Source organism: Candidatus Dormiibacterota bacterium (assembly GCA_035635555.1).
Taxonomy (GTDB): domain Bacteria; phylum Acidobacteriota; class Polarisedimenticolia; order Gp22-AA2; family Gp22-AA2; genus Gp22-AA3.
This window is the reverse complement of record DASQAT010000046.1, coordinates 177,051-202,392: the sequence shown is the minus strand read 5'-3', so window position 1 is coordinate 202,392 and position 25,342 is coordinate 177,051. Positions and strand designations below refer to the sequence as shown.

25 protein-coding genes and 2 tRNA genes are annotated in these 25,342 nt (G+C 68.3%); 12 read left to right on the top strand and 15 right to left on the bottom strand.

All coding sequences use genetic code 11. The features are described from left to right. Positions 1–12: 12 nt before the first annotated feature. The 3 genes from mnmA to VEW47_13545 are packed head-to-tail and all read right to left on the bottom strand — an operon-like array spanning position 13 to position 2,824. A complete protein-coding gene (mnmA, locus tag VEW47_13555; GenBank protein HYS06209.1) occupies positions 13–1,107 on the bottom strand; it encodes a tRNA 2-thiouridine(34) synthase MnmA in 1,095 nt (364 codons plus the stop codon). Further along, positions 1,104–1,640 (bottom strand): FHA domain-containing protein, encoded by a 537-nt coding sequence (locus VEW47_13550; protein ID HYS06208.1) that lies wholly within the window; start codon positions 1,638–1,640, stop codon positions 1,104–1,106. The genes mnmA and VEW47_13550 overlap by 4 nt, the downstream gene beginning before the upstream one ends. Continuing rightward, positions 1,637–2,824: a cysteine desulfurase family protein gene (locus VEW47_13545; GenBank protein ID HYS06207.1), complete on the bottom strand. Its 1,188-nt coding sequence runs from the start codon at positions 2,822–2,824 to the stop codon at positions 1,637–1,639. Before VEW47_13545 ends, VEW47_13550 begins: the two co-directional genes overlap by 4 nt. A gap of 101 nt (positions 2,825–2,925) precedes the next feature. On the opposite strand from VEW47_13545, the gene ileS reads away from it, so the two are divergent. From ileS to VEW47_13520, 5 genes are read left to right on the top strand one after another with little or no spacing between them, the layout of a single operon-like run. Further along, the gene (gene ileS / locus VEW47_13540) at positions 2,926–5,769 is read left to right on the top strand and encodes an isoleucine--tRNA ligase (protein HYS06206.1); all 2,844 of its coding nucleotides are present in this window, start codon (positions 2,926–2,928) and stop codon (positions 5,767–5,769) included. Then, on the top strand, positions 5,766–6,281 hold the full coding sequence (gene lspA, locus VEW47_13535) for a signal peptidase II (GenBank protein ID HYS06205.1): 516 nt from the start codon (positions 5,766–5,768) through the stop codon (positions 6,279–6,281). The genes ileS and lspA overlap by 4 nt, the downstream gene beginning before the upstream one ends. Before the next feature lies 1 nt (position 6,282). Beyond that, on the top strand, positions 6,283–7,101 hold the full coding sequence (lgt, locus tag VEW47_13530; GenBank protein HYS06204.1) for a prolipoprotein diacylglyceryl transferase: 819 nt from the start codon (positions 6,283–6,285) through the stop codon (positions 7,099–7,101). A 4-nt stretch (positions 7,102–7,105) separates the two neighbouring features. Beyond that, a complete protein-coding gene (locus VEW47_13525) occupies positions 7,106–8,116 on the top strand; it encodes an RluA family pseudouridine synthase (GenBank protein ID HYS06203.1) in 1,011 nt (336 codons plus the stop codon). Then, positions 8,113–8,988 (top strand): Rossmann-like and DUF2520 domain-containing protein, encoded by an 876-nt coding sequence (locus tag VEW47_13520; protein HYS06202.1) that lies wholly within the window; start codon positions 8,113–8,115, stop codon positions 8,986–8,988. Before VEW47_13525 ends, VEW47_13520 begins: the two co-directional genes overlap by 4 nt. A 125-nt stretch (positions 8,989–9,113) precedes the next feature. On the opposite strand, the gene VEW47_13515 is transcribed toward VEW47_13520, so the two are convergent. After that, entirely contained in the window at positions 9,114–10,088 is a 975-nt protein-coding gene (locus VEW47_13515; GenBank protein ID HYS06201.1) for a hypothetical protein, read from the bottom strand. Positions 10,089–10,345: 257 nt separating this feature from the next. Between VEW47_13515 and VEW47_13510 the strand changes: the two genes are divergently transcribed. After that, positions 10,346–11,092 carry a DUF4388 domain-containing protein gene (locus tag VEW47_13510; GenBank protein ID HYS06200.1) on the top strand — a complete coding sequence of 249 codons (747 nt, stop codon included), beginning with the start codon at positions 10,346–10,348 and terminating at the stop codon, positions 11,090–11,092. A gap of 22 nt (positions 11,093–11,114) precedes the next feature. On the opposite strand, the gene rlmD is transcribed toward VEW47_13510, so the two are convergent. Beyond that, positions 11,115–12,482: a 23S rRNA (uracil(1939)-C(5))-methyltransferase RlmD gene (rlmD, locus tag VEW47_13505; protein ID HYS06199.1), complete on the bottom strand. Its 1,368-nt coding sequence runs from the start codon at positions 12,480–12,482 to the stop codon at positions 11,115–11,117. A 233-nt stretch (positions 12,483–12,715) separates the two neighbouring features. On the opposite strand from rlmD, the gene VEW47_13500 reads away from it, so the two are divergent. After that, on the top strand, positions 12,716–13,381 hold the full coding sequence (locus VEW47_13500) for a TIGR00730 family Rossman fold protein (protein HYS06198.1): 666 nt from the start codon (positions 12,716–12,718) through the stop codon (positions 13,379–13,381). Between the two features lie 29 nt (positions 13,382–13,410). On the opposite strand, the gene VEW47_13495 is transcribed toward VEW47_13500, so the two are convergent. Genes VEW47_13495 through VEW47_13475 form a run of 5 tightly spaced genes read right to left on the bottom strand, consistent with a single transcriptional unit; the run spans position 13,411 to position 18,545 of the window. Next, positions 13,411–13,854 (bottom strand): DUF2203 domain-containing protein, encoded by a 444-nt coding sequence (locus tag VEW47_13495; protein HYS06197.1) that lies wholly within the window; start codon positions 13,852–13,854, stop codon positions 13,411–13,413. A gap of 48 nt (positions 13,855–13,902) precedes the next feature. Then, on the bottom strand, positions 13,903–15,423 hold the full coding sequence (locus tag VEW47_13490) for a flippase activity-associated protein Agl23 (protein ID HYS06196.1): 1,521 nt from the start codon (positions 15,421–15,423) through the stop codon (positions 13,903–13,905). Beyond that, positions 15,420–17,522 carry a DUF2298 domain-containing protein gene (locus tag VEW47_13485; protein ID HYS06195.1) on the bottom strand — a complete coding sequence of 701 codons (2,103 nt, stop codon included), beginning with the start codon at positions 17,520–17,522 and terminating at the stop codon, positions 15,420–15,422. The genes VEW47_13490 and VEW47_13485 overlap by 4 nt, the downstream gene beginning before the upstream one ends. Before the next feature lie 7 nt (positions 17,523–17,529). Beyond that, entirely contained in the window at positions 17,530–17,949 is a 420-nt protein-coding gene (locus VEW47_13480) for a secondary thiamine-phosphate synthase enzyme YjbQ (GenBank protein ID HYS06194.1), read from the bottom strand. A gap of 20 nt (positions 17,950–17,969) precedes the next feature. After that, positions 17,970–18,545 carry an outer membrane beta-barrel protein gene (locus VEW47_13475; protein HYS06193.1) on the bottom strand — a complete coding sequence of 192 codons (576 nt, stop codon included), beginning with the start codon at positions 18,543–18,545 and terminating at the stop codon, positions 17,970–17,972. Positions 18,546–18,741: 196 nt separating this feature from the next. Between VEW47_13475 and VEW47_13470 the strand changes: the two genes are divergently transcribed. Next, on the top strand, positions 18,742–20,421 hold the full coding sequence (locus tag VEW47_13470; protein ID HYS06192.1) for a BamA/TamA family outer membrane protein: 1,680 nt from the start codon (positions 18,742–18,744) through the stop codon (positions 20,419–20,421). Positions 20,422–20,443: 22 nt separating this feature from the next. Here the strand turns inward: VEW47_13470 and VEW47_13465 are convergent, their stop codons facing one another. Beyond that, the gene (locus VEW47_13465) at positions 20,444–21,316 is read right to left on the bottom strand and encodes an EamA family transporter (protein HYS06191.1); all 873 of its coding nucleotides are present in this window, start codon (positions 21,314–21,316) and stop codon (positions 20,444–20,446) included. 107 nt (positions 21,317–21,423) lie between these two features. On the opposite strand from VEW47_13465, the gene VEW47_13460 reads away from it, so the two are divergent. Further along, positions 21,424–21,792, top strand: a complete 369-nt coding sequence (locus VEW47_13460; protein ID HYS06190.1) for a TraR/DksA family transcriptional regulator — start codon at positions 21,424–21,426, stop codon at positions 21,790–21,792. Then, positions 21,789–23,123, top strand: coding sequence for an APC family permease (locus tag VEW47_13455; protein ID HYS06189.1), 1,335 nt, complete (start codon positions 21,789–21,791; stop codon positions 23,121–23,123). The genes VEW47_13460 and VEW47_13455 overlap by 4 nt, the downstream gene beginning before the upstream one ends. A 17-nt stretch (positions 23,124–23,140) precedes the next feature. On the opposite strand, the gene VEW47_13450 is transcribed toward VEW47_13455, so the two are convergent. Next, positions 23,141–23,434, bottom strand: coding sequence for a YciI family protein (locus VEW47_13450; GenBank protein ID HYS06188.1), 294 nt, complete (start codon positions 23,432–23,434; stop codon positions 23,141–23,143). Positions 23,435–23,579: 145 nt separating this feature from the next. Between VEW47_13450 and VEW47_13445 the strand changes: the two genes are divergently transcribed. Continuing rightward, the gene (locus VEW47_13445) at positions 23,580–24,224 is read left to right on the top strand and encodes a hypothetical protein (protein HYS06187.1); all 645 of its coding nucleotides are present in this window, start codon (positions 23,580–23,582) and stop codon (positions 24,222–24,224) included. Positions 24,225–24,236: 12 nt separating this feature from the next. On the opposite strand, the gene VEW47_13440 is transcribed toward VEW47_13445, so the two are convergent. After that, entirely contained in the window at positions 24,237–24,506 is a 270-nt protein-coding gene (locus VEW47_13440; GenBank protein HYS06186.1) for a hypothetical protein, read from the bottom strand. A 169-nt stretch (positions 24,507–24,675) separates the two neighbouring features. Then, positions 24,676–24,753, bottom strand: a tRNA-Glu gene (locus tag VEW47_13435). Positions 24,754–24,899: 146 nt separating this feature from the next. On the opposite strand from VEW47_13435, the gene VEW47_13430 reads away from it, so the two are divergent. Beyond that, positions 24,900–25,178, top strand: a complete 279-nt coding sequence (locus VEW47_13430) for a hypothetical protein (GenBank protein ID HYS06185.1) — start codon at positions 24,900–24,902, stop codon at positions 25,176–25,178. 59 nt (positions 25,179–25,237) lie between these two features. Here the strand turns inward: VEW47_13430 and VEW47_13425 are convergent. Continuing rightward, a tRNA-Lys gene (locus VEW47_13425) sits at positions 25,238–25,313 on the bottom strand. Positions 25,314–25,342 lie beyond the last annotated feature (29 nt).

The window sequence follows — 25,342 nt, the reverse complement described above, 5'->3', positions numbered from 1 at the left end:
AGACTGCGGCGCTCAGAGCGCGGCACGGATGAACCCGCCACCCAGGACGAGGTCGTCGCGGTAGAGGACGACCGCCTGTCCGGGAGTGATGGCCCGCTGCGGATCCCGGAAGGTCATGCGCGCGCACCTCTCCGGCAGCGGCTCGACCGTGACGTCGGCTCCCTTGTGGGTCGATCGGATGCGGGCGAGGGCGCCGATGGACCCGCCCGGCTCCTCGATCGACACCCAGTTCATGCGCTCGGCAATCAGGGTCAGGCGGTACTGCTCCTCGTCGCCGCCGACGACGACGCGGTTGGACTCCGGCTCCAGCGCGATCACATAGAGCGGCCCGCTGGAGACGAGCCCGAGGCCGCGGCGCTGACCCACGGTGTAGGACCCGAGACCCGCGTGCCGCCCGAGGACCCGGCCGCTCGAGTCCACGATGTCGCCCGGGAGGCCCGTGTCACCCGATTCCCGGCGCACGAACTCCCGGTAATCTCCGTCCGGCACGAAGCAGATGTCCTGGCTGTCCGGTTTGTCGGCGTTCGGAAGCCCGCGCCGGGAGGCGATCGCCCTGACCTCCGACTTGCTCATCCCCCCCAGGGGGAAGACCGCCATCCCGAGCTGCTCCTGATCGAGATCGAAGAGGAAGTAGGACTGGTCCCGATCCGGGTCGACCGCCTTCATGAGCTGGCGGCGGCCGCTCCCGGAATCGCGCCCGGTGCGGGCGTAGTGCCCCGTCGCCACGGTGGCCGAGCCGAGAGCGGCGGCCCTCGCCGCGAGGTGGCGGAACTTGGGACCGCTGTTGCACTGGACGCAGGGAACCGGCGTCCTTCCGCTCCGGTATTCGGACAGAAAATTGCCGATGACTTCGGTGCGGAACTCCTCCTCCAGATTGAGCACGTAGTACGGGATTCCCAGGCGATCGGCGACGGTCCGCGCGTCCTGCAGATCGCGCGGCGAGCAGCACCGACCATAGACGGGCCGTCCATCGCGACTCCGGTCGTAGAGCTGCATCGACAGACCCACGACCTCCTCGCCCGCCTCCTTCAGCAGGAGCGCCGCCACGGAGGAATCCACGCCGCCGCTCATGGCGACCACCGTTCGCTCCGCGGCGCGTGCGCTCACTCGAGGCTCTCCAGCTCGGTCGTCGTGTCCGTCATGATGAGCATCAGCCGGGTCCCGCCCACGCGGAACTCCGCTCGATTGTCGATCTCGGTCTGCGAGACCTTCACGTCGTTGACGAAGGTGCCGTTGGTGCTGCCGAGATCCTTGAGGACGACCCTCCCCGAGTGCACCTCGATGGCGGCGTGCTGCCGCGACACCTCGGTGTCGTTGAGCACGACGTCGGCGTCACCCCGTCCGAGGATCACCCTCGGCTTCTCCACCAGGAAGATGCGGCCGCTGTCCTTCCCCTGGAGGACCGCGAGCGACAGACGCTTGTCCCCCGGCATCGACAGGTCGCCCTGCGGGACCTTGCTGCTCTTCGAGAGCAGGTTGGCATCGTGATCGAGACGGGTCGTCTGATCGCCCGGATCCGCCGCGGCCACCGTGATGGTCGTCGAGCAGTGCGGGCAGCGCAGCCGGGCCGACGGTCGCCCCCCGAGCTTGGCGAGGTCGAAGTTGTAGCGCCTCGAGCAGCCGCTGCAGCTGACGATCATCCCCGGCTCCGCACGGCCCCCCGGGCCGCCGCCTTTCGGACCCGCTCGACCAGCCGCTCCAGGGTTTCGACGAACGTCGCGATCTCCTCCCGGGTGTTCGCCGGACCGAGGCTGACGCGGATGGACGCGCCCGCCTCCTCCGCGAGCCCCATCGCCAGGAGCACGTGCGACTTCCTGATCGTTCCGGCGGAGCAGGCTGCCCCGGAGGAGACGGCGATCCCCTCGAGGTCGAGCGCGAAGACCAGCGCCTCGGCCGCGACCCCCTCGAACGCCAGACTCGAGGTGTTCGGTACCCGCGGCGAAGCGCCTCCGTTGACGCTCGACCCGGGGACCCGGCGGAGCACTTCGCGTTCGATGAGATCGCGCAGCTCCGCGATCCGGGCGCGCCGATCCGCCAGGGTCCTCCGCGCGGCCCCGGCGGCCGCCCCCAGGCCCGCGATCGCCGGCACGTTTTCCGTGCCCGGCCTGCGGTTGAGCTCCTGCCCTCCGCCCCGCAGGTGCGGTCGCAAGGCCAGGCCGCGGCGGACGTACAGGGCTCCGATCCCCTGGGGCGCCCCGAACTTGTGGCCGGCGAGCGTCAGCATGTCCACGCGGAGCTCCCGCACGTCGATCGGCATCTTGCCCGCGGCCTGCGAAGCGTCGGTGTGCACCAGGATGCCGCGACCCGCCAGGAGGTTCCCGATTTCAGCGACCGGCTGGACGGTTCCGATCTCGTTGTTCGCCAGCATCAGCGACACGAGCGCCGTCCCCTCCGAAGCCGTTTCCAGAATGGTTCGGGTCTCGACGACGCCGTCGCGCGTCGGCCGCACGCGCGTCACCTCCAGCCCGCGCCGCTCCAGATCCTCGAACGGGCCCAGCACGGAGGGATGCTCGATGGCCGAGGTCACCACGCGCCGCGCCGACGCCGCGCACAGAGCCGCGCCGCCGTAGATCGCCAGGTTGTTCGACTCCGTCCCGCCGGAGGTCAGAACGATGTCCTCGGGCGAGGCGCCGATGAGCCGGGCCACCTCCTCGCGGGCCGCGTCGACGACACGGCGCGCCGCCCGCCCGGGGGCGTGAGGGCTCGACGCGTTCCAGGAAGCGTCGTCCAGGGCGCGCAGCATCGCTTCGCGCGCTTCGAGTCCGAGCGGGCTGGTGGCGTTGTGATCGAGGTAAATCCCGGGCATCGGGGAAACGTAGCACAAGCGCGGCGTCCTTGACAATATTGCGGAGTATGCTAGATTTCGGTCTTCCGCGCTCCGGCCAACCCGCTGGCGGCCAACGAAATACATCGATCCCGGGAGCCATGGAACCGCTCGACCTGAAGAACACCCTCAATTTGCCGCGCACCGACTTTCCGATGAAGGCGGACCTGCCGCGACGCGAGCCGGCCATGCTCGAGCGCTGGGACCGCCTGAATGTCTATGCCGCCCTCCGCCGCATGCGCGGCGGACGGCCGCGCTACGTCCTCCACGACGGACCGCCGTACGCGAACGGCAACATCCACCTGGGACAGACGCTCAACAAGATCCTGAAGGATCTCGTGGTGAAGTCGCGCTCCATGATGGGGTTCGATGCGCCCTATGTCCCTGGATGGGACTGCCACGGCCTGCCGATCGAGCACCAGGTCGACAAGGACCTGGGACCGAAGAAGGCCGCCCTGACCCCGCCGCAGATCCGCGCCGCCTGCCGCGCCTACGCCGAGAAATACGTGGCTGTCCAGCGCGAGGAATTCCGCCGGCTGGGGGTGTTCGGCGAGTGGCAGACTCCGTACCTGACCATGAATCCCGCGTACGAAGCGACCATCGTCCGCCAGGTCGGACGCTTCGCCGAGAACGGCAACATCTACCGCGACAAGCGATCGGTGCACTGGTGTCCACGTGACGCCACCGCCCTGGCCGAGGCGGAGGTGGAGTACGAGGATCACGTCTCACCGTCCATCTACGTCCGCTTCCCGCTCGACCCGGCCCCGCTGCTGAAGCGCTTCCCCTCCCTGGCGGGGCGCAAGGTATCGGTCCTGATCTGGACCACGACTCCGTGGACCCTGCCGGCCAACGTGGCGATCGCCCTCCATCCCGAATTCACCTACCAGTTCGTCGACATCGGGGAGGAGGTGCTGCTCCTGGCGGCCGATCTCGTCCCGACGGTCCTCGCTCTGAAGGGTCTCCGGCCCCGGGGCATCCTCGGAGAGGCGAAGGGTCGGAGCCTGGAGGGGGTCGGTCCCGCGAGGGCGCCGTACCCGTTCGCCTCCGGAGGGCTCTCGCGACTCGTCCTGGGCGACTACGTGACGCGCGACACCGGCACCGGCGCGGTCCACACGGCGCCGGGTCACGGGATGGATGATTTCCTGACCGGCCGCAGACACGGCCTGCCGATCTTCTCGCCCGTCGATGACCGGGGTCGTTTCACGAAGGAGGTCGGTCCCTGGGCGGGGCAGAGCGTGTTCGACGCCAACGCGGCGATCCTCAAGGACCTGGAGGATCGAGGTCTTCTGTTCCACGCCGCCACGATCAGCCACAGCTATCCGCACTGCTGGCGCTGCAAGGGGCCGATCCTCTTCCGCGCCACCGAGCAGTGGTGGATCGCCCTCGATCACGCCGACCTGCGTCGCCGCTGCCTGGATGCGATCCGCGGCGTGCGGTTCATTCCCGAGAGCGGCGCTCTGCGCATCGGCGGCATGATCGGCACGCGGCCCGACTGGTGCATCTCCCGTCAGAGGGTCTGGGGCGTGCCGCTGCCGTTTCCGTTCTGCTCCTCCTGCGGTCGCGAGATCGTCGATCCCGCGTTCATCGAGCGCACCGCCCGCCTGTTCCAGGAGCAAGGCAGCGACGCCTGGTTCGACCCGGAGCAGTTCGGGACGCTCGCCGAGGGGACGACCTGCCGGCACTGCGGGGGGCGGGAGCTTCAGGCCCGGAACGAGATCGTCGATGTCTGGTTCGAATCGGGGGTCTCCTACCTGGCCCTTCTGGGCGAGCGCGCCGATTTTCCCTGGCCGAGCGACCTGTACCTCGAGGGGAGCGATCAGCACCGTGGATGGTTCCACTCCTCCCTCATCATCGCGGTCAATGATCGGGACGAGGCGCCGTATCGCAGCGTCCTGACGCACGGTTTCACCCTGGACGGCCAGGGGCGCAAGATGTCCAAGTCGCTCGGCAATGTCATCCCGCCGCAGGACGTCATCAAGCAGCACGGGGCCGACGTCCTGCGTCTGTGGGTCGCGACCGTGGACTTTCTCGAGGACATGCGTCTGTCCAAGGAGATCCTCGACCGCAACGCCGAGGCCTACCGGAAAATCCGCAACACCTGCCGGTATCTCCTCGGCAATCTGTACGATTTCGATCCCGGGCTCCACGTGGTCGCCCCGCGCGACATGGAGGAGATCGACCTCTGGGTCCTGCATCAGCTCAACCACGTGATCGCACGGATGCGCTCGACGTACGAACGCTACGAGTTCCATCTCGCCACGCAGGCGATCCATCGCTTCAGCACGGTCACCCTGAGCGCCTTGTACCTCGATGTCCTGAAGGACCGCCTGTACACCAGGCCGCCCGACGACCGGTCGAGACGATCGGCCCAGACCGCCATGCGGCTGATCCTCGACTCGCTGGCGCGGCTGATGGCGCCGGTGCTGTGCTTCACCGCGGACGAGGTGTGGCAGGCGCTCCGGGGCGGGCGCTCCGGCGATCCCGTCGACGAGTCGGTCCACACGCAGGAGTTCCCGGTCGCGCTGGATCTGCCGCAGGACGACGGGATCGAAACCCGCTTCGAGCGGCTGCTGGAAACTCGCCAAGTCGTGCTGAAGGCGCTCGAGACGGCGCGCGCGGAGGGACGCATCGGGAACTCGCTCGAGGCGCACGTCGTGCTCCGGGCCACGGGCGAGCGGCTCGCGCTCCTGCAGCGCTACGCCGGGTTTCTCGAGGACCTGTTCATCGTGTCGGGGGTCACCGTCGGGTCCCCGCCCGCGACCGCCGTCCCGGGCGGCGAGGATGAGCCGCTCTCGGTGAGCGTGGAGCGGGCCGAAGGGCGCAAGTGCGAGCGCTGCTGGCATATTCGGAAGGATGTCGGCCAGGATGCGGAGTTCAAGACCGTGTGCGCGCGCTGCGTGCGCGCCGTGCAGGCCATCCTCGGCACGCGGAGGGCGGGGGTGTGAGCCGCTCCACGCTTCTCCGGATCGCCTACGCGCTCCTGACCCTCTCCGTCCTCCTCCTGGACCAGACGACCAAGGCGATGGTGGTGTCCCGCATGACGCTGTGGTCCAGCGCGCCGGTCGTCCCGGGGTTCTTCCACATCACGCTGGTCAGGAACAAGGGGGCGCTGTTCGGGCTGTTCCAGGATCTCCCGGACCCTTACCGCGGCACCCTTTTCACCGTCGTGCCCGTCCTGGCGATCATCCTGATGCTCGTGTTCCAGTACCGCACCACCATCCACGACACCGCGACGCAGACCGGGCTGGCGCTCATCCTCGGAGGCGCGTTCGGGAACCTCGTCGATCGCCTGCGTCTCGGCTACGTCACCGATTTCCTCGACGTCTTCGTGGGGGATCACCACTGGCCGGCCTTCAACGTAGCCGACTCCTGCATCTCCATCGGAGTCGCCCTCCTTCTGTTCGACCTTCTGGCGCGCGGCTGGCATCGAGAGCCGGCGCTGCCACCCGGGTGCTGAGATGTATCCTGTCCTGTTCGATCTCGACCTCGGACGATTCGGCAGGTTCACGGTCGGAACCTACGGGCTGTTCTATGCCCTGGGATTTCTGCTGGCCCTCCGCCTGGCGGTCGCCCTGGCCCGGCGCGATGGAATCGACAGCGCCCGCATCGTGGACCTCGGGATCGTGGCGCTCCTGGCCGGCTTCATCGGCGCGAAGCTGACGCTGTACATCATCGACGCGCGCTACTACATCGCTCACCCGGTGGAAATCCTGAGGAATCTCCGCTCGGCGGGTGTCTTCTACGGCGGGTTCGCCCTCGCGGCGGTGGCGGGGCTCCTGTATGTCCGCCGCTACCGCCTGCCTGTCGGGAAGGTCGCGGACCTCGTCGCCCCGCCCCTGGCCCTGGGCCAGGCGATCGGCCGCATCGGATGCCTGATGGCCGGCTGTTGCTACGGTCGGAGCTGCAATCTCCCCTGGGCGGTCACCTTCAGCGACCCGTCCGCCTTTCAGCTGACGGGGGTGCCGCTCGGCGTTCCGCTTCACCCGACTCAGATCTACCACGCCCTCGCAGACTTCTTGATCCTGGCGGCGACCCTGTGGTTGCTGAAGCGACGCCGTTTCGAGGGCCAGGTGTTCTGGGCGTACGTCCTTCTCTACGCGATCCTGCGCTTCGTCGTCGAGATCTTCCGGGGGGACGCGGCACGCGGTGTGTTCTTCGGCGGGAGCGTGTCCACGTCGCAGCTGATCGCCGTCCCGGCCGCGCTTATGGCCACCTTCATGCTGATCCGTCTCGGCCGCGCCCGCGGCACCACCGTCGCAGGGCGGCGGACTGCGTGACACGATGACGGGATCGCCCCGGTCCAGCGGGGCCGGGAGCCCGAAGAGCCTCGATCTCCCCCGGGAGGCCCGCGGGGAGCGCCTGGACAGGGTCCTCGCCTCTCTCCTTCCCGGGGAAAGCCGGGCTTCGTTGCAGCGCCTGATGCGCGACGGACGCGTGCGTATCCTGGGCCGGCCGGCGCGCCCCTCCTACACCGTGCGCGGGGGGGAGCGCATCGAGATCGAGATTCCGCCTCCCCGCCCCTCGCATCTCGAGCCCGAGGCGCTGCCGCTCATCATCCTGCACGAGGACACCGATCTCCTGGTCCTCGACAAACCGGCGGGACTTCCGGTCCACCCTGGAGCCGGCGCCCGCCGCACCACCCTGGTCAACGCCCTGCTGCATCACTGCAAGGATCTCTCCGTGATCGGGGGAGTCGAACGGCCGGGAATCGTGCACCGGCTCGACCGGGAGACGTCCGGCGTCCTTGTGGTCGCCAAGAACGACGCCGCCCATCGTTCGCTTGCGGCCCAGTTCAAGGCGCGCACCGTGAGGAAGCTCTACGAAGCCCTCGTCTGGGGCGATCCACGCGGGTTGGACGGCGTCATAGACGGGCCGATCGGACGTCATCCTTTCGCCCGGGTCAGGATGGCCGTCCGTCCGGATGGCCGCCCGTCTCGTACGGTCTTCAGGATCAGCACCTCGTTCGGCGAGGTGTCGTTCCTGGAGATCGAGCCTTCGACCGGCCGGACGCACCAGATCCGCGTGCATCTGAGCTTCATCGGCCACCCGATCGTAGGCGATTCGCTTTACGGAGGCAGGCGCCCGCTCCAGGATGCGCCGCGCGACGTAGCCGAGGCCCTCGCTGCCTACGCGGGACTGGCGCTGCACGCAAGGCGCCTCGGTTTCGCCCACCCGCGGAGCGGTGCGTGGCACGAGTTCACCGCGGCGCGTCCGGAGACTCTTCAGTCCGTTCTTGACCGGTTGAGTCGGGGCGCGCCGGGCGGGCCGTCTGATGAGGCGGGATCGCCATGAAGAAGGAGTTCGCCCTGATCGGGGCGGGGAGGCTCGGAAGGACGCTCGGCCGGCTCCTGATGCGGCACGGCTACGCGCCGACCGGATTGGCCTGCCGATCCTTGCGCTCGGCGCGCCAGGCCCGCGCCTTCATAGGCGCCGGAGAACCGACGGCCTCGAACGTGCAAGCGGCGGCCCGGGCGGGGCTCGTCCTCATCGCCACGCCCGATCGCGAGGTGGTTCCCGTGGGGCGCGAGCTCGCGCGTGCCCGCCTGCCGTGGGCCGGGCGCGTCGTGGCCCATTGCAGCGGCGCCGTCTCGTCGGCGGCGCTCGAGCCTTTGCGGCGGCGGGGTGCTCTGGTGGCCTCGGTGCATCCGCTCGCGAGCATCGCGGCCTCGCGCTCCGACACGGACTTCCAGGGGACTCCGTTCGCCATCGAAGGGGACCCGCGCGCCGTGCGCGTCCTCCGCAGGCTGGTCCTCGATCTGGGAGGCCTCCCCGTCACCATTCCACGCGAGGCCAAGGCTCTGTATCACCTCATCGCCTGCACCCTCTCGAACGACCTCGTGGCGTTCCTGGCGGCTGGCTTCGAGGCGGCCCGCGGCCTGGGGCTGGGAACACGACAGGCGGCCCGCCTCTATCTTCCGCTGATCCGCGGGACCATCGAGAACGTGGCGCGGCTCGGTCCCGTCAAAGCCTTGACGGGACCAATCTCCCGAGGGGACATCGCGACCCTTCGCCTGCACTCCGATGCACTGCGCACTCTTCCTGCGGACCTGCGGCGCCTGCACCGAATCCTGGCGCTGCGCTCCTCCGGGCTGGCCTTGCAGGCGCGCACCATCACACCCGAGATGGCCGGGCGGATCGCGCGCCTGCTCAGCACCCTTCCTTGATCTGACTCCGGCGTGAAATTACATTCGGGAAACGGGTCCGCCGGCGCGGAGTGCCGGTCGGTAATCACGTGCGTGCCGGGCGCCATTCGAGGTGAGGTGCGATGACTTTCGCTGGCCTGCAGGCGCTAACCGAAGGCCTTGCACATTCCGTCGGGGAAGGTCGGACTGGTCATCCCCGGAAGGCCGTTGCACTGCGGGTCGGCAGGCGACCCGGTCCACAGGAAGCAGCAGCCGCACGAGTCTCCGTTGCAGGCGAACTTGCCGAAATTGGAATCGGTGACGCCGACCAGCTTGGTGGGCCAGGTGGTCAGGTTCCCTTGACGATCGACCGCCTCGACCGTGAACGTGAGGGTCGACCCAGGTGGCGCCGAGGCGAGTGTTTCGGCTCTGTCACGCATGATGCAGTCTTTCAGGAGGGGTTGGACCTGACTGTTGACAAACGCGATCCTGCGCGTCCAGACGTCATCCTTGGCGGTGATGTCACCCGAGGTCACATCCCACGATGCCAGGGTGCAGTCGCAGGAGCCATCCGGATTGACGACACAAACATCCCCCACGGCGATGTTCTGCTGAGTGTTCTTGAACTTGCTGAATTGCCCGTCATCGAAAAGGACGAGCGTGGTTTCGGTCCGGGGGCTAGAACCGGTCGGGGGCACATAGCTCGCTCCCACCAGGAGAAGGTTGTTCTGCGCGGTCGTCGAATTGGGATCGGTCACGGTGACCTTGAAGATTGCTTCCCCATAGGTCCCCTCAATGAATATCCCCGGCTCGGTCGTGGGATTGTTGCCGATGAAACCCTTCCCCGCGTCGCTGTCGTACGTCCAGCCACCCCCGGCCATGGCCTGAAGGTCGGCACCGGCGCCGAGGTAACAGGCCTGCCTGACGACGATTTCAGTGAAGTCACACATGATGAAAGCCTTGGTGCCGAAGCCCGGCACCTCGTTCCCTGTGTCGTCGATATGGTCGAAGTTCACCGACCTCATGATGGGTGGATCGCCGAACAGCCGGCGTTCGGGGGCCGTGTCCTCGGTCTTGCTGCACGACAGAGCAGCGAGCACGGCCACGGGAAGAATGGCGGAGCGGATGGTCCTCGACGTCATCAGTTCGAAGTCTCCAGGGCGTCGGCGGCGTGGGTCGCGACGCGAGCCCGCGCTCGGGGGCGTCGGTGGCCCGGAAGGCCCGCAAATCAGCGACTTGGAGCGAAAAGGCACCGCGAACGCGGGCTAAGTGTACGGGGAGCCCCTGGTGGTGTCAAGGTCATTTCGGGCGCCTTGCGGCGCGCATACAGCATCGTGATCGGCCGCCATTCGGGCAGCGGACCCGGCCCCCGGATCGTGACCTCCGCGGGGGGGTCGCGATGAACGGAAAGAGCATTCTGAGCGGCGATCTGGGCGCCATCAACCTCGCGGACATTTTCGGTCTCCTGGGAATGTCCAAGAAGACGGGCGTCCTGAGGCTCATGCGCGGCGCGGAGACCCGCTCGCTGCACTGGGAGCTCGGTGAGATCGTCTTCGCGCGATCCAACTCGGTTCGCAACAGTCTTGGAAATTTCCTGGTGCGCAAAGGCATCATCACCCCGGAGCAGAACGCGGTCTCGGCCTCCAAGATCGACGAGACGACCCGGCACGGAAAGGTTCTGGTCCGGATGGGCTTCATCACGGCCGACCAGCTGCTGTGGGCGGTCAAACAGCAGGTTCTGGAGATCGTCTACTCCCTGTTCCACTGGCGCTCGGGTCTGTTCGAGTTCCTGGAGGGAGCGACTGACGCCAAAGAGAAGATCACCCTGTCGATGTCGACCACCAAGGTCATCATGGAGGGGATCCACCGCCTCGACGAGTGGGCCAAGATTCGCACCCTCTTCACCGACGACTCGCAAATCCTGGAAGCGGCCATCGGCCCCGAGCAGGTCGGAGCCCGGCCCGACCTCGGCACCGAGGACAAGAAGCTCCTGGCCCTGGTCGACGGCTCGCGGACCCTCGCGGAGATCGCCGGTCTGGCGAGACAGGGCGAGTTCGAGTGCTACTCGGTCCTGTTCAACCTGGTCTCCGCGGGCATCCTGCGCTTGCGCGGCGTTCAGGCCCAGGCCAGGCGGGCCGCCCGCTGAACCCGGACGACGGACCACCGCTTCACGCCGCGGACCTCTCCAACCGGACCACGCATTCCACGTGGTGCGTCTGGGGGAACAGGTCGAGCGGCACGACCGACCGCAGTCGGAAGGAGCCCTCCCCGACGAGGATCCCGAGATCGCGGGCCAGCGTGGCCGGATCGCACGAGACGTACACGATGCGCCTGGCTGCGGTGCGCGCCAGGACACGCGCCGCACCCGGGGGCAGACCGGTACGCGGCGGATCGAGGAGGATCGCGTCGAAACGCGTCTCCTCCAGAAGCTCCGCGAGTCCCTCTCCCACGTCGTGACACAGCCACCGGACGTTCCCGAGCCCCGCCCGGGCGGCATTGTCGCGGGCCGCGGCGACCGCCTCGCGCGACACGTCGATCGCCACGACCTGCTGACAGCGGCGGGCCATCGCGAGGGTGAAGAACCCCACACCGCAGTAGAGCTCCAGCACGGTCTCCTCTCGTCCCGCCTCGAGCTCCTTCTCGACGGCGCCGCGCAGGAGGCCCCAGGCCGTCGCGTTCGGCTGGAAGAACGCCCCGGCGGGGATCTTCATGCGGTCCCCGTCGACCTCCTCGAACAGATGATCCCGCCCGTGCAGGATCGACGCGCCGAAACTCCGACCGTGACGGTCGTGCTCCCGGCGCACGATGCCGACGATGCGTGGAAAGGCGCGCGCCGTTTCGCGCGCCAGACCCAGGAGCGCGGGAGGGTCGCCCCGATGCGTCTCCAGCGTGAGCAGGATCTCCCCTGTCGTGCGCGCCATCTGGATCCCGGCGCGACGCAGCAGACCCCGGCGCCTTCGTGGATCGCGTGGCGCCAGTCCCTTCTCCGCGGCCCGGCGCTCCAGGAAGGCCCGGATCCTGTTGGCCGCCTCGGGGATCAGGAGACAGGTCTCGACCGGCACGATATCCGCGGGATGGCCTGCCCTGTGCAGCCCGAGCCCCGACCGGCCCTCGCGCGACGCGCCCCAGTCGAAGTCGATCCGAAAGCGGTACAGCAGTGGATCGCCCGCCGCCACGGCCTCCCGCACGGGAGGATCCGAAAGACCCGCGACCCGCCGGAGGAGGGCGGTGACCTGCCCGCGCTTGGCCTCCGCCTGGGCCGGCCGGGCCAGGTGCTGCAGGTCGCAGCCGCCGCATTCACCATAGTACCGGCACGGAGGCGCGACTCTCAGGGAGGAAGGCGCGACGATTTCGATGCTCTCCGCATCGGCGTAGCCCTGACGGACACGGCGGATGCGCGCACGCACGGTCTCATCCGGCAGGGCGTTGTCCACGAACACGACATAGCCGGACACGCGGGCGACACCCTGGCCCCCGAAGGCCAGGTCCACGATCTGAAGCGTGAGCTCGTCCCCTTGGCGAACCGGCGGCGACACTCGACTCATCCTCCCGCCCCGGTGCCGCCTCGCGCGGGCGGAACGATCCGGAGTCCGCGCGCCCGCGACGCGCCAGGGGGCGCGGCCCGGAGCGGTTGTTCGGCCCGCCGGCACGACCTATATTCTCCCCGCACCATCATGAGGTGAGAGTGAAGCGCCCGCCAAGACTCGATACATCCCAGGACGAGCCGGACTCCGACGACCCCGCCCCGCAGGCCCCGAGGGCGCGTTCCATGCGGGACGTCGCGCCCAAGGACACCTGGACTCTGTTCAAGATCATGGGCGAGTTCGTGGAAGGATTCGAGACGCTCCGTCCGATCGAGCCGGCCGTCTCCATTTTCGGCGGGTCGCGCGTGCGCAGAGGCTCGCGTCATTACCGCAAGGCCGTCCAGGTGTCCCAGGCGCTCGCGCGCGAGGGGTTCTCGATCATCACCGGAGGAGGACCCGGAATCATGGAGGCCGCCAACCTGGGGGCGCGGCGGGGCGGCGGCCGATCGATCGGTCTGAACATCAGGCTGCCCTTCGAACACCGTCCCAACCGGCACATCGACACCCTGATCAATTTCAACTATTTTTTCGCGCGCAAAGTGATGTTCATCAAGTACGCCTGCGCCTACGTCGTCTTCCCGGGCGGATACGGAACTCTCGACGAGGCGTTCGAGGCGCTCACCCTGGTCCAGACGCACAAGGTGGACAATTTCCCCGTCATCATGATTGGTCGCGCGTTCTGGAAGGGAATGGTCGGCTGGATGCGTCGTGAAATGCTGGGAGGCGGAATGATCAGCCGGGACGATCAGCGCCTGTTCACCGTCACCGACGACGCCCAGGAGGTCTGCCGTCTCGTGCGCGAGGGGTGGCGGCGCCGTGCCCAGACCAACGGCCATCACCTGCGCACCTAGATCCCCGACCCGTCCTCTCGCTCCGCCTCTCAGTGAACCCGCATGTCCTCCTCCGGGACCGACATGTCCAGGAGCGGCCGGCGGCCGGCGAAACCGTCCGGAATTCGATGCCAGTATCCGATCCCGGGCTCACCGTACTTCCAGCACAGGAACACGATCTCGTTGTTGAACAGGCACGGAAAATCGATCAGGCCCGCCTCCGGGCCGTTCACCAGGCAGCCGCTCGCGTGAATCTGCTGCACCAGTGACTTGACCCTGTCGAAAAGCCGCGGAGCGATGCCCCGCTCCTCCAGATGCCTGGCGAGCTCCGGGCTGCCCGGTGGCAGGTCCGATTGTCCGGCCGCGCCCTCGATTTCCGTCCTGATCTCGCGGAACGTGCCCAGCAGGTCCTCCACGACCGGCCGGAGACCCGGTATCAATGCGTTCGCCTCATCCACCGTGAACAACCGCGCGAAGCCCTGTGTGGCGCTCATCGAGTTCGATCTCCCCATGGCGCTGATTCTATCCGGGCGCGCGCCCGCTTACAAGCGACCCGGCCGGGACTCCTCCGGCGGCGTCGGAAGAGTCCCGCTCTCGCGCAGGAACAGGCAGAGGTCGACTCCGGGCCGGAGCGGGTAGATGGACCGCGCGTAGCCCGGGCCCAGGAGGAGTTCCACCTCATCGGCCGCGTCGGAGCGCGCGATGACCACCGGGGCGCCGGGGCTCTCGGTGACCTTGCCGAAGTAGCTGACATCGGTGAAGTCGCGCAGATACCAGTTGAGCGGCAGATAGTCGGGGGACAGGATCTCGATCGGCAGGTCGCGTCCCTCGGGACGACTCCGCGCGAAGTCCTCGATCCGGGCCACGAGACGATTGACGTCGCGCCGCGTCTGCACGTAGACGAGCTCGCTCGTCCGATCGTCGTCGTAGCGCACGAACGACACCACGTAGGCCCGGCGCGCGGACATCCCTGCAAGCAGGGCGACCAGGAGACAGGCGAGCCGGCGGCGCGCTCCGCCCGATCGTCCTTCGTCGGCCGCGCCGACGTCGGGGAGTCCCCCGGTGAACACCGTCCCACCGAGGAGTGCCATGGGCAGGACGGCATTGAGGACCAGCCAGGGCGTCTTGTAGGGGATGGCGGAATAGGCGAGGAGGATGGCGCCGCTCCACCCCGTGAGAAACATCGCGAAGCGCTCACGCCTCCACAGGGCAATCGCAGTCCCCAAGACGGCCAGAAGGACGATCGCGGGCTCCTCCCGACCCAGGATCGCGAGGTAGTACCACCACGGTTTGCCGTGACCGTCGGCCCGCACTCCTCGCGCTCCCCACAGACGGATCGCCTCGAACGGGCGGACCAGCGCGGCGAGGTCGGTGAAGAAGTCACTGTAGAACGCGAGCGCCACCAGGCACGTCGTTCCGAGACACGCGACGATGGCCGCGCGACCGGGTCTTGGCAGGCCCGCGCCCCTCGACACCAGGAGTCCCGTGGCGAGCGCCAGGAAAGTCAGGCAGGCGGTCTCCTTCGTGGCGATCATCCCGCCGGCCGCGGCCCCGGCCAGCGCGAACAGCGTCGTCCGGCCCGAGACCGCCCCGCGGACGGCGGCCGTCACCAGGAGCAGCGTCAGGACGCCCAGGTAGATCTCATGGATGTTGTCGCGTGAGTAGTAGACCAGTGACGGGGACACGGCCAGGAGCACACCGGCGGCGATGGCCGCGGCGCGTCCCAGCTCCCGGCGCAGGAGCCACGGCAGTGCGGCCATGACCGTGCCCAGCAGGGCCGGTGTCAGGCGCAGCACGACCGTCGTCGTCCCGCACAGGAACAGCGGCACGACGCTCAGAACGTAGAGCAGCGGGCCGTGGTAGTTGGACGGGTCGTACTGGTAGACACCCTCCCGCAGCAGGCGGAGCAGGAAGATGACGTTCGTCCCCTCGTCGTGATGCAGAGGGCGGAGGTCCAGGCGCGGCAGGCGCAGGCTCCCCGCGAGCACGAGCAGGAGCCAGGGTGCCGCGCGCTCGAGCGCGCCGGGTCCGGGAGAACCGCCGTCCGGCCGCTCGCCGTTCATCGAGTCGCCCGTGCGCACACATCGTCGACCGAGTAGACCGCGGTCCCCTTGCTCGCGAAGACCGGCCGGGCCAGTCTCCCGAAATCGTCGACCGATGGGCCGTAGCGCAGCCTCTCGAGTCCGCCCGCCACGATCCATCTTGCGCCGTACCGGCGCAGTCGATCGCAGGCCTCCTGCGATCCGGGACGCGTGTAGACGAGGACGATGTCCGCCGTCCGTTTCTGGATTTCATCCCAGCCTCCCCGCCAGATCGCCTCGTGATTCCCCCAGCCCAGGACCGAAGGCACTCCGCTGAAGGTGGAGATTCTCGACGACCAGGTGTACGGCTCCCCCGTCTCCTCCACGAGCGCCTCCGCACCGCCCGCCGAGCGCGCCAGGAAGGCCGCCGCATCGGCATCCCCCGGGAGTCGAGCCCGGAACAGGGCCTCCGCGTCGGCGCCCGGAAGGAGCGCCGCGCGGGCCGCTCCCTCCTGACGCGCCGCCTCGTTCCGGCGCACCCGCAACCAGGCGGCCGTGCCGTACACCGGGTAGACGAGCGCCGCCCCCACCACCAGGGCCACGACCGCGCGCCCCGCCCACCGGCGGACGTCGAGCCTCGACCGGACCGGGCCGAGGAGTGATTCGATCCAGAGCGACGACGCCAGGGCGAGGAGCAGCCACGAGAAGCGGTAAAGCTTGAAGACCGTGTTCATGCGCGCCAGCGGTGTGGGGGCGAACAGATCGCGGACGTAGGCCACCTCGCAGAACAGCGCCGTCAGAAGGGCGCAGGCGCCGAACGCCACCGCCGCGCGATGAGCCGCACGGTCATCCTCCCCGGGACCCGGCCGGTCGCGGACCGTCCGCAGCAGGAGGGGCCCCCCGAGACAGAGAAGGAGTACGAAGGGACCGTACGCCATGAACCACTCTCCCGGAGCGCTCCGTACGGCGACCCGGCCGAGGCCGTGCCCGCCCAGCGCCAGTCCTTTCAGGAAGGGGATGAACAGCGGCCACGCGAGCGCCGCCGCGAGGAGGATGGACCCGATCCGGGCCGTTCGATGACGACCGCCCGCGCACGCGGCGATCAGCAGCGCGGAACCGAACAAAAGAGGATAGTCCCAGGGGTGCGCCGCCAAGACCGCCCCGCCCAGGAGCGCCAGGGCCGCAATGCGCCCGGCGGGGATGAAGCGATTCTCCGCCCCCCGGCCGGCGTCGGCGTGAGCCGGCGCATTCAGCGTGACCGCCAGGACGAAGGCCAGGGCCGTCACGAGGATCGGCATCGCCATGACGTACGGGTGCGGATCCCCCCACAGCAGGCTGAACCACGGGAATTCCGTGATCGTCCCGTCGATGGCCCGCGAGGACGCGAACCAGTCGAACGCCGCGGGTCGCAGGGCCCGGAGGCCCTGCCTCAGCCATTCCAGGTTGCCGGCCCCGAGTGCGAGAAAGGCAGCCCAGATTCCGCCGCGGGCGCGTCCGGTGAGTGTCACGCCGATGGCGAACGCGCCGGTCCAGAGAAGGGCATACGGCAGGGCGATCGCGCTGCCGAGCATGCGTGCCGGATCGGCGCCGCAGGCGCGCACCAGGAACGCCACGAGAGCGTATCCGAAGTGGTAGTACGCCGCCTGTCCGCCGGCGAACCAGGGATCCATGAGCGGCAGTCCCGGGGAGCGCAGGCAGGCCCGGAGAAAGGCGTAGTCCATGAAACGCTCGCTGTCGGGATCGACCGCCGGGTTGCGCTCCTCCAGGAGGACGAAGAGCAGCATTCCCAGGAGGAACAACGCCTCGGTGCAGGCGATGAACGCCGGCAGGCGGCGCGGCAGACCCGGCGCGGAGAGCTCCGCCAGGGCGCCCCCGATCCCCTGACGCCGTCGCTTCAGGAGGGACGGGATCCAGCCTGCCGCGGCGACCAGGACCAGCGAGCCGAGGGCCAGCGGCGTCGTGAGGGCGCGGCCGGACATCCAGGCCAGGATCCACGCCACCCAGGCGATCAGGACCAAGCCGAAGCAGCGGCCCACGGCATAGCCGCGGTCGGGCAGCGGGGCGAGAAGCCGTCGGACCATGGGAAATACGGCCCAGCCGCAGAGACTGACGATGACATAGGCCCGCAGCAGCTCGGACATGCGGGGGTCAATCCCCCAGGAACACCATGTCGAGCCGGCGCTGGCGCGGTCCGTCGATTTCCACGAGGAACAGGCTCTGCCAGGTCCCGAGCGACAGGGCCGAGTCCACCACCGGAAGCGTGAGCGAGTGGCCGAGAAGGACCGCGGTCAGGTGGGCGCGGGCGTTGTCGTCCACGCGGTCATGCTGGAATCCCTCCTGCGGCTTCACGAGATCGATCAGGGTCGCGACCACCCGCTCCAGGTCGCGCCGGAGGCCCGGCTCGTCCTCGTTGACGCACAGGCCGCACGTCGTGTGCGGCACGGTCAGAACGGCGAGCCCGCGGGTGATACGGGCCTGTGACAGCGCCTTCCGCGCCTCCGCGGTCACGTTGACGATGGCAGTCCTTGAGTCGGTCCTGATCTCGATCGACGCATTCGCGATCTGCACGGCTCTTTCCCCGCGGCGGGTTACTTTCCGCCGCCGATCAGGAAGGCCGCCGCGAGCGTGAAGTCGATCGAGAAAAACGGGTCGCGGTTGGTCACCTTGCCGTCTCCGTGCCAGTGGTAGCCCCTAAGGTCGAACCGGAGCGCGCCGCGCGGCTTGACGAAGTACTTGAACCCTCCGCCGAACCTGAGCGACGTCGAGCTCAGGCTGTCGGTGCCGTTGTCGATCCCGATGATCCCCAGACCAAAAGTCGCGAACGGGATCATCTTTTCGTGCCCCTTGATGAAGTACATGCGCAGATAGTCGGCGCTGATCTTGGTCACGTCGTAGGTGAGACCGGACACCCGCGAGTTGTTGGCGCTGACCAGGTCGTAGCTGCCTTCGAGCTCGTGCATCGCCTTGAAGTGGTACCCGCCGCGCGCCCCCCAGCCGACCCCGGTGTCGATATGGGAGCCGCCGGCATACTTGCTCGACACCACGTAGGCCCCGAACTCCCAGGTCTTATCCGTGTCGCGGGCGAAGACATGCGCAGGACCCAGGGCGGCGGCGAGGATCACGACCAGACAGGCAGGCAGGACGCGGCGGCGCGCGGGTGACATTGGGTTCCTCCCATATCCGGCCGGCGGACGGGACTCTCTTCGTCCGGCCGGGGACGCAGGAGTATGTCCTGCCGGGCCCACGGGATCAACTGGAAAATCGACTCGCCATCGGCCCGCGTCGTTTCTGCAGCAACGACCGAAGGCCTCCTCCGGCGGGCACTTGACAGAGACGCGCTTCGCGGCTACACACGCCTCTGTGAAGCGCGGGACGATCACGATCGTTCTGGTCCTCGCGGGTCTGGGCGGCCGCGGCCCTGGAGCCCAGGACACCGCGGCCGGACCTGCGGGAGCCCCGGTCCGCAGCATCGAGGTCGAGCTCGTGAATCCGCCGGGACGCCCGGGGACAGAAGCGGTCTTCCCGGCGGAAACCCTGCGAAGGGAGCTGCGGCGTGTCGCCGCGCAGGAGTGCGACGAGCACGCCGTCGAGGACGCGCTGGCGCGTGGGTACAGGTTCCTGGGGTACGTGCCCACGCTCACGGTCACCTGCACCGCGACGTCGCTGCGCGTGCGGGTGCGGGAGAGCAGTGCCATCGTCGGCCTCATCACCTTCGACCCCGCTGACCTGTCGCGCATCGGCGTCAAGCCCGATCCCGATTTCGAGGAGAAGCTCCACCTGTATCCCGTGCCCGCCGACGCGCCGCGCGCGGTGCTGCGCAGTCTGCTGCTGACGCACGAGGGTGACCTGTACAATTTCGAGCGCTATCGCGCCGACAGCGAGGCGATTACGAAACTCGGGTACGCCGTCGCCTTCATACCGGGCCAGCCCGCGGAGGGCTCCGATTACCCTCGCGGCGCCTATCTCCTGCAGAGTCTCACGCCCCGCACGCCCACCTCGAAGGGGGGCCACAAGACCAACTACATCGGCGGGACCGCATCGTACGGGCCGCGGGCGAAGGGGGCGGCGGGTCTGCTGTACGAGAAGGACCAGCTGTTCGGAAACTTCGATCGAGTCAGCGTCTCCCCCACCTACAACTTCGCGGCCGGAGGCAGCCTGTCCTACGACGCGCCGCTTCTGGCCCTGCGCGAGGCGCCGCGCCGGCTCTACGACCTCGAGCTGAGCCTGTTCTCCAATTTCACCCACAATCGCCAGCTCGGAGCCGTCGAGACCGACCAGCGTCAGACCGGGTTCTCCACGACCGTCGGGATCCGCCCGCTGCACCTCGAACCGCCGCATGCTTTGAGACTCGAGGTGGGTCTGAAGAGCGAGCGCACGGCGCTCGACCAGGTTCCCGCGGGAGAGGAGGAGGGCTCCACCGACACGATGGACATCGGCGCGACCTACGAATGGCGCCACACCTACGGCCGGCCGAGCCTGACCGCCCGGCTGACGCCCCGCGTCGATTTCTCCCTGCGCGCCCGCGGGGGCGAGAGGACCTTCGTGAGACCCGGCCTCGACGCAACGCTGCACGCACGCTTCCCGTCCGGGATCGAGACCCACCTGCACGCGGTCGGGGGGACGATCGATCGGCACGTCCCGTCCTTCGAGCAGTGGAGCCTTGGAGGCGCGAACACCGTCCGCGGCTTCCGTGAGGACTCGTTTCTGGGACGCAGCCTGGCCGCCGTGCAGGCGGAGATCTGGTTCCCGTTCCTGCGCCAGGGACCGATCGCCCCTCCACCCGAAGGACAGCCCTGGGACCGGCAAAACGCGCCGTTCGAGCCGCCCGCGGCCCGTCTGTTCAAGTGGGCCTTGTTCGCGGATGGAGGCTACCTGTCCGGCACGACCGTGGGCGGGGCGGCGGAGATCGCCGGTGTCGGGATCGGTCTCCGGTTCCTCGTGCCGCACCATCCGTTCGTGGTGAAGGTCGACTACGGACGGGGGCTGGGGACGGACGGCGGGCACGCCTTCCCTTACGTGTCGCTGGCCTACCGCTACTGACGAAAGAGACCGGCCCGGCGGCTCATCCGCCGGTGCCCGGCGTGAGCGCCATGCCGCCGAGGATCGCCGCAATGCACAGACCCTGCAAGGGGCCGATCCGCTCACCCAGCACGAGGCGCGCGAAGATCACCGTGATCACCGGATAGGCGCCGCTCAAGGGCGTCGTCAGGGACACCGGTCCGTAGCGCGTGGCGACGATGAAGCCGATGTCGCCGCCGGCCAGCATCCCCATCGGAACGAAGGACCGCGTCCACTCGCTCGCGCCCGCCGATCCCCGCCGCCCGCGCGCGACGCCGTACAGCCCCAGCGTCGCCATGCCTCCCAGGGTGCTGAACACCAGGACGTTCACTTCGTCGGCGCCGGGAAGGCGGTACGCCGCCTTCAGAAGCGTCGACGAGCAGCCCCAGAGGAGAAGGGCGACGAACGACAGAGGAATCCAGCGCGGATCGGTGATGGACTGCCCCGCGGGGGACGGAGCGTAGGACAGCCCGAGGCACCCGAGGATGACGAGCGCCACCCCCGCGTACTGCAGGAAGGAGAGTTGCTCGTGCAGGAACATGCGAGCGAACAGGATGGTCAGCGCAGGGTACGCCGCGCTGAGGGTCCCGACGATGGCGATCGGTCCGTGCACGATCGCCTGGAAGTAGAGCAGCCAGCCCAGGCCGTCGAGCAGGTAGGCGACAAGGCAGAACGCATCGAAGCGCGCGGCCGCCGACGAGAAGAGTTCCGTCCTCTGAAACAGTGCGTAGTACGACAGGTTCAGCACGATCTTCGCCACGACGAAGTAAAGACAGAAGCGGGCCGGCGGCACTTCTGAGATATATTTCTTGACCAGTCCCTGGCCGATCCCGTAGAGGAACAGGCTGACGAGCGTCGGTACGAGCCAGATCGCCATCGCGCGCGGTCTCCTCGAGGGGCGGGTGCGGGGGCGCCGCATCTTAGTCGAGCGTCCCGGCGCGCCGCAACGGCGGACGAAGCGGGGCCCCGCGCGAGTGGACGGTCATGCCCGGCGATCAGGAAGCCCAGCAACGGAAAAACGATCTGATGCGGCTCCTCACCGAGCGCCGCCGTGAGACCGAGACACGCTACCGCCAGGCCCTGTCGCAGCAGACTTCAGGCTCGGCGGCCGGTGACAACGAGGGGGTGCACGGCTGGAAGGCCAGCCGGGAGGGCGGGGCCGATCTCGCCGTGCTCCAGACCCTGGATCGAACCCTCCGCCAGATCGACGCGGCGCTCGCCCGATTGCACGCCGGTGGGTACGGCGCGTGCTCCTCCTGCTCGGACCCGATCCCGCTCGCCAGGCTGCAGGCGGTGCCGTTCGCCACCCAGTGCGTCCCGTGCCAGGAGCGCAGCGAGAGGAATTCTCGTTGAGCGACGCTCCCCCGGCCGGGCGCTTCAAGGCGCGCGCCGGACTCCTGGCCGTCATGGGCCTGATCTACGCCTCCGGGTGCGGCGGCCCCTACGGGACCGAGGACTACATCGGCCAGGTCGGTCCCGGACTGACCATCCTCCTGCTGTTCGTCCTCCCCTGGGTCTGGAGCGTTCCGATGGCCATGGCGACGGCCGAGCTGTCGACGCGGCGCCCCGTGGAGGGCGGCTATTACCGCTGGGTGCGGGAGATCTTCGGCGAGTACTGGGGTTTCCAGGCGGGCGCCTGGGCGATCATCGCCTCGTTCCTCGACAACGCGCTCTACCCCGTCCTGTTCGGCAAGTCGCTCGTGCACTGGTTTCCCGACATGCCGTCGTGGCAGCAGAACCTGGCCGCGGTCGGATTCATCCTCGTTCTGACCTTCCTGAACTACCGGGGCATCGAGATCGTCGGCGCGACCTCGGTGTTCCTGAGCCTGTTCCTGATGGCGCCGCTCGTCTGGATCGTGGTCGTCGGGGCGCTCCACGCCCACTTCAATCCATTCGTGCCGTTCCGCGCCCCGGGGGTGGACGGCCTCGACGGCTTCGGCTCCGGCCTGGCGCTGGCGATGTGGTACTACTCCGGGATGACCGAGATCAGCACGGCCGCCGAAGAGGTGAAGCGGCCGGCCCGCACGATCCCGCTGGCGCTGGTGCTCATCGTGCCGATCATCATCCTGAGCTATTCCGCCCCGACCCTCGCGGGGCTGGCGGCGGTCGGTCACTGGGAGGGATGGACGTCGGGCTATTTCGCCGAGATCGGCCGGATGCTCGGCGGCCGGCCCCTCGAGACCTGGACGTTCCTCGGCAGCGTGGCGAGCTACATGGTGATCTTCCTGGCCTACCTCGTCTGGTACTCCCGCCTCTGCTGGGCCATGGCCGAGGACCGATCGCTGCCCAGGATTCTGTCGCGGCTGCACCCGCGCTACGGGACTCCCTACGTCGCGCTTCTCCTGTACGCGGGGATCTACTCAGTGCTCGTCTGGGTCCCGTTCGAAAGACTCCTGGTGGTGGACATGTGGGTGACCGGGGCGTACTGCACTCTGACCCTGGCCCTCCTGGTGCGTCTGCGCTCGAGGGCGCCCGAGCCCATCTCCGGGTTCCAGGTGCCGGGAGGCAAGGCGGGCGCCTGGGTCGTCGTTCTCCTGCCGGCGTGCACCTGGGTCGTGGCGCTCTACGCCACCGCGCGCCAGGACTGGTTCGCCGGCACGATCGCCCTCCTGACCGGTTCAGTCATCTACGCGATCATGAAGCTGGTGCGTCGTCGCGAGACCGTGCCGCCGGCCGCCGGCTGACGCTGCGACCGCGGCACTCACAGGCGATCGAGATCCTCCCGGCCGATGTTCGGCAGCCACGGCCAGATCTCGTACTGGGCCGTCCCCGTCGCGACGAAGGGATCGTCGTCCCTCACCCGGTCGAGATGGGAAGGGGCCTGCTCGTCAGGAACACGCAGGAGCAGCAGACCGCCGTTGCGCGGGTCGAGCGGACCCGAGGCCAGGAGCCAGCCCTTCTTCTTCAAGTCCCGCAGGTAGTCCCGGTGGGCCTCGACGACCTTGAGAACCTCGTCCAGCGGCTTGCGATATCGCACGATCGCGATCGCGTACATCGGGTCCTCCCTCCTCGAAATCGGCCCGTAAAAGGCAGGTTGACCGAAGCGCATCCTGGTCGTATAAATGATGGAACGACGTTGGTCAATTCTCTCCCCGCTCGGCGCCGCACCCGCGGGAACCCAAGAGGAAGGAGAGAAGCCCATGCCTCCACACGTTCACCGATTCGCCCTCCTGCTGGCGCTTCTGTTCGCGACGTCAGGCGTGTCTTCGGCCGCCTACCGGGGATACGTCGAGCTTCCCTGGGTGCCGACCTTCTGTCTGCAGGAGTCTCATTTCCTGACGGATCCCTGCACGGGGAACCCTCAGTACCTGCTCGACGACCGCGGTGCTGTCAACATGGATCCCTATCTGTGCGAGTACGTCGCCGTGGACGGACCGAACGTCGGCATCGAGTGTCAGATCATCGCACCGCAGTCGGTCCTCGTGTCGCAGCCCCCGTGCCCCATCCCGTTCACGGATCTCTGGATCAGCGCCGACACGCCTCCGCGCGTGAATTGGAACCATGTCACCTGTGCCGTCTCTCACGATGTCATTCGCGGCGATCTTCCGGGGCTGTCCTCCGGGGGATCGATCATCGATCTGGGACGCGTGTCGTGCCTGGCCAACGACGTCCCGCAGGCAGCCTGGTGGTACGTGACCGGTCCGAGCGACCCGGAGTTGCCTCCGCTGGGATCGGCCTATTTCTACCTGGTGCGCGCCTTCGGGCTTCCCAGCGGCGACACCACCTACGGACATTCAAGCGATGGACAGGAGGAGATCCCTTTCTCCGGGGACTGCCCGCTCTGACGCGCGCAGGTTTCAGCAGGGACTGAGCTGGCAGCCGCCGGCGACGTTCTTGCAGTTGTAGGGCGAACCGGAGCTCTTGCAGCTCGGCCCTCCACCCGGCCCCTTCGAGCAGGCGCGGAATTCGCAACGCTGCGCCGCCAGCGCCTGGACTGCTCCCAGGTCGGCCAGCGCAGAGAGGTAGGGCATCGTCGGCTTTGGCGACAGACTGCTGAAGATCGTGATGCCGGAGATGACGGCCGCCAGGACAAGAACGCGAATCGCGAATCGTAATGCGCGCTTCATAGTTCCTCCTCCCGCTGGGTGGCCGCCGGTGCAGATTTGCCTGCAGGCGGAGATTGCGGAATCCAAAGAGATTCTAGTACCACGAGAACCCGCCTGGACAATACTTCGTCTCCGGCGCCGCAGCTTGGTCCCTAAAACGGCCACTGGAACGGGGCAGGGCGCGTAAGTCTGGCGTCCCCAACGGGATTTGAACCCGTGTTACCGCCTTGAAAGGGCGGTGTCCTGGGCCAGGCTAGACGATGGGGACGACCGGGGGGCGTATCCTAGCATGAGGCGCAGCGCGACCGGGCGTGGCCGGATTCCGCCCGGCTCCTATCCCCGCCCATCACGGCTCGGGTCGATTGACAGCCGTGCGGCGCGGGGGTATATGGACGTGAAGGAAGGGAGAGGCGCGTGTCGGAAAACCTCGCGCAGCGCTGCGTTCTCGTCATGGCGCTGTGTCTGCTGATGGGCTGCAATCACAATGGTCGTCGCATCGGCGGCATCACTCCCGCGAGCGTCACCATCGCCTGCTATTCGTGCGACGGCTCCGGCCCCATCCTCCAGCTTGAAACTCCTCTCGATCCGCACCTCAATCTCTGTTTCCCTGCCGCACCCTTCGCGATCGGATGCTGGTACGGCTGCCCCGCGCCCGGTATCGAGAACGGCCAGTGTCCGAACCAGACCCCCTGAGGCGCGCTCCGGCATGACCCGGGCGTCGCATGCGGATACCATCGGCGTGGGGAGCGGGATGGTGAGCCGTGCTGGACTCGAACCAGCGACCCTCTGATTAAAAGTCAGATGCTCTACCGCCTGAGCTAACGGCCCGCCCGCGGTGGAGTATACGTCAGGAGCCG

Excerpts from the sequence above, each read along its gene's own strand:
- VEW47_13550 (HYS06208.1), bottom strand. The coding sequence starts at position 1,640 with ATGATCGTCAGCTGCAGCGGCTGCTCGAGGCGCTACAACTTCGACCTC.
- ileS (HYS06206.1), top strand. The coding sequence starts at position 2,926 with ATGGAACCGCTCGACCTGAAGAACACCCTCAATTTGCCGCGCACCGAC.
- lgt (HYS06204.1), top strand. The coding sequence starts at position 6,283 with ATGTATCCTGTCCTGTTCGATCTCGACCTCGGACGATTCGGCAGGTTC.
- VEW47_13525 (HYS06203.1), top strand. The coding sequence starts at position 7,106 with ATGACGGGATCGCCCCGGTCCAGCGGGGCCGGGAGCCCGAAGAGCCTC.
- VEW47_13520 (HYS06202.1), top strand. The coding sequence starts at position 8,113 with ATGAAGAAGGAGTTCGCCCTGATCGGGGCGGGGAGGCTCGGAAGGACG.
- VEW47_13515 (HYS06201.1), bottom strand. The coding sequence starts at position 10,088 with ATGACGTCGAGGACCATCCGCTCCGCCATTCTTCCCGTGGCCGTGCTC.
- VEW47_13510 (HYS06200.1), top strand. The coding sequence starts at position 10,346 with ATGAACGGAAAGAGCATTCTGAGCGGCGATCTGGGCGCCATCAACCTC.
- VEW47_13500 (HYS06198.1), top strand. The coding sequence starts at position 12,716 with ATGCGGGACGTCGCGCCCAAGGACACCTGGACTCTGTTCAAGATCATG.
- VEW47_13495 (HYS06197.1), bottom strand. The coding sequence starts at position 13,854 with ATGAGCGCCACACAGGGCTTCGCGCGGTTGTTCACGGTGGATGAGGCG.
- VEW47_13490 (HYS06196.1), bottom strand. The coding sequence starts at position 15,423 with ATGAACGGCGAGCGGCCGGACGGCGGTTCTCCCGGACCCGGCGCGCTC.
- VEW47_13485 (HYS06195.1), bottom strand. The coding sequence starts at position 17,522 with ATGTCCGAGCTGCTGCGGGCCTATGTCATCGTCAGTCTCTGCGGCTGG.
- VEW47_13475 (HYS06193.1), bottom strand. The coding sequence starts at position 18,545 with ATGTCACCCGCGCGCCGCCGCGTCCTGCCTGCCTGTCTGGTCGTGATC.
- VEW47_13465 (HYS06191.1), bottom strand. The coding sequence starts at position 21,316 with ATGGCGATCTGGCTCGTACCGACGCTCGTCAGCCTGTTCCTCTACGGG.
- VEW47_13460 (HYS06190.1), top strand. The coding sequence starts at position 21,424 with ATGCCCGGCGATCAGGAAGCCCAGCAACGGAAAAACGATCTGATGCGG.
- VEW47_13450 (HYS06188.1), bottom strand. The coding sequence starts at position 23,434 with ATGTACGCGATCGCGATCGTGCGATATCGCAAGCCGCTGGACGAGGTT.
- VEW47_13445 (HYS06187.1), top strand. The coding sequence starts at position 23,580 with ATGCCTCCACACGTTCACCGATTCGCCCTCCTGCTGGCGCTTCTGTTC.
- VEW47_13440 (HYS06186.1), bottom strand. The coding sequence starts at position 24,506 with ATGAAGCGCGCATTACGATTCGCGATTCGCGTTCTTGTCCTGGCGGCC.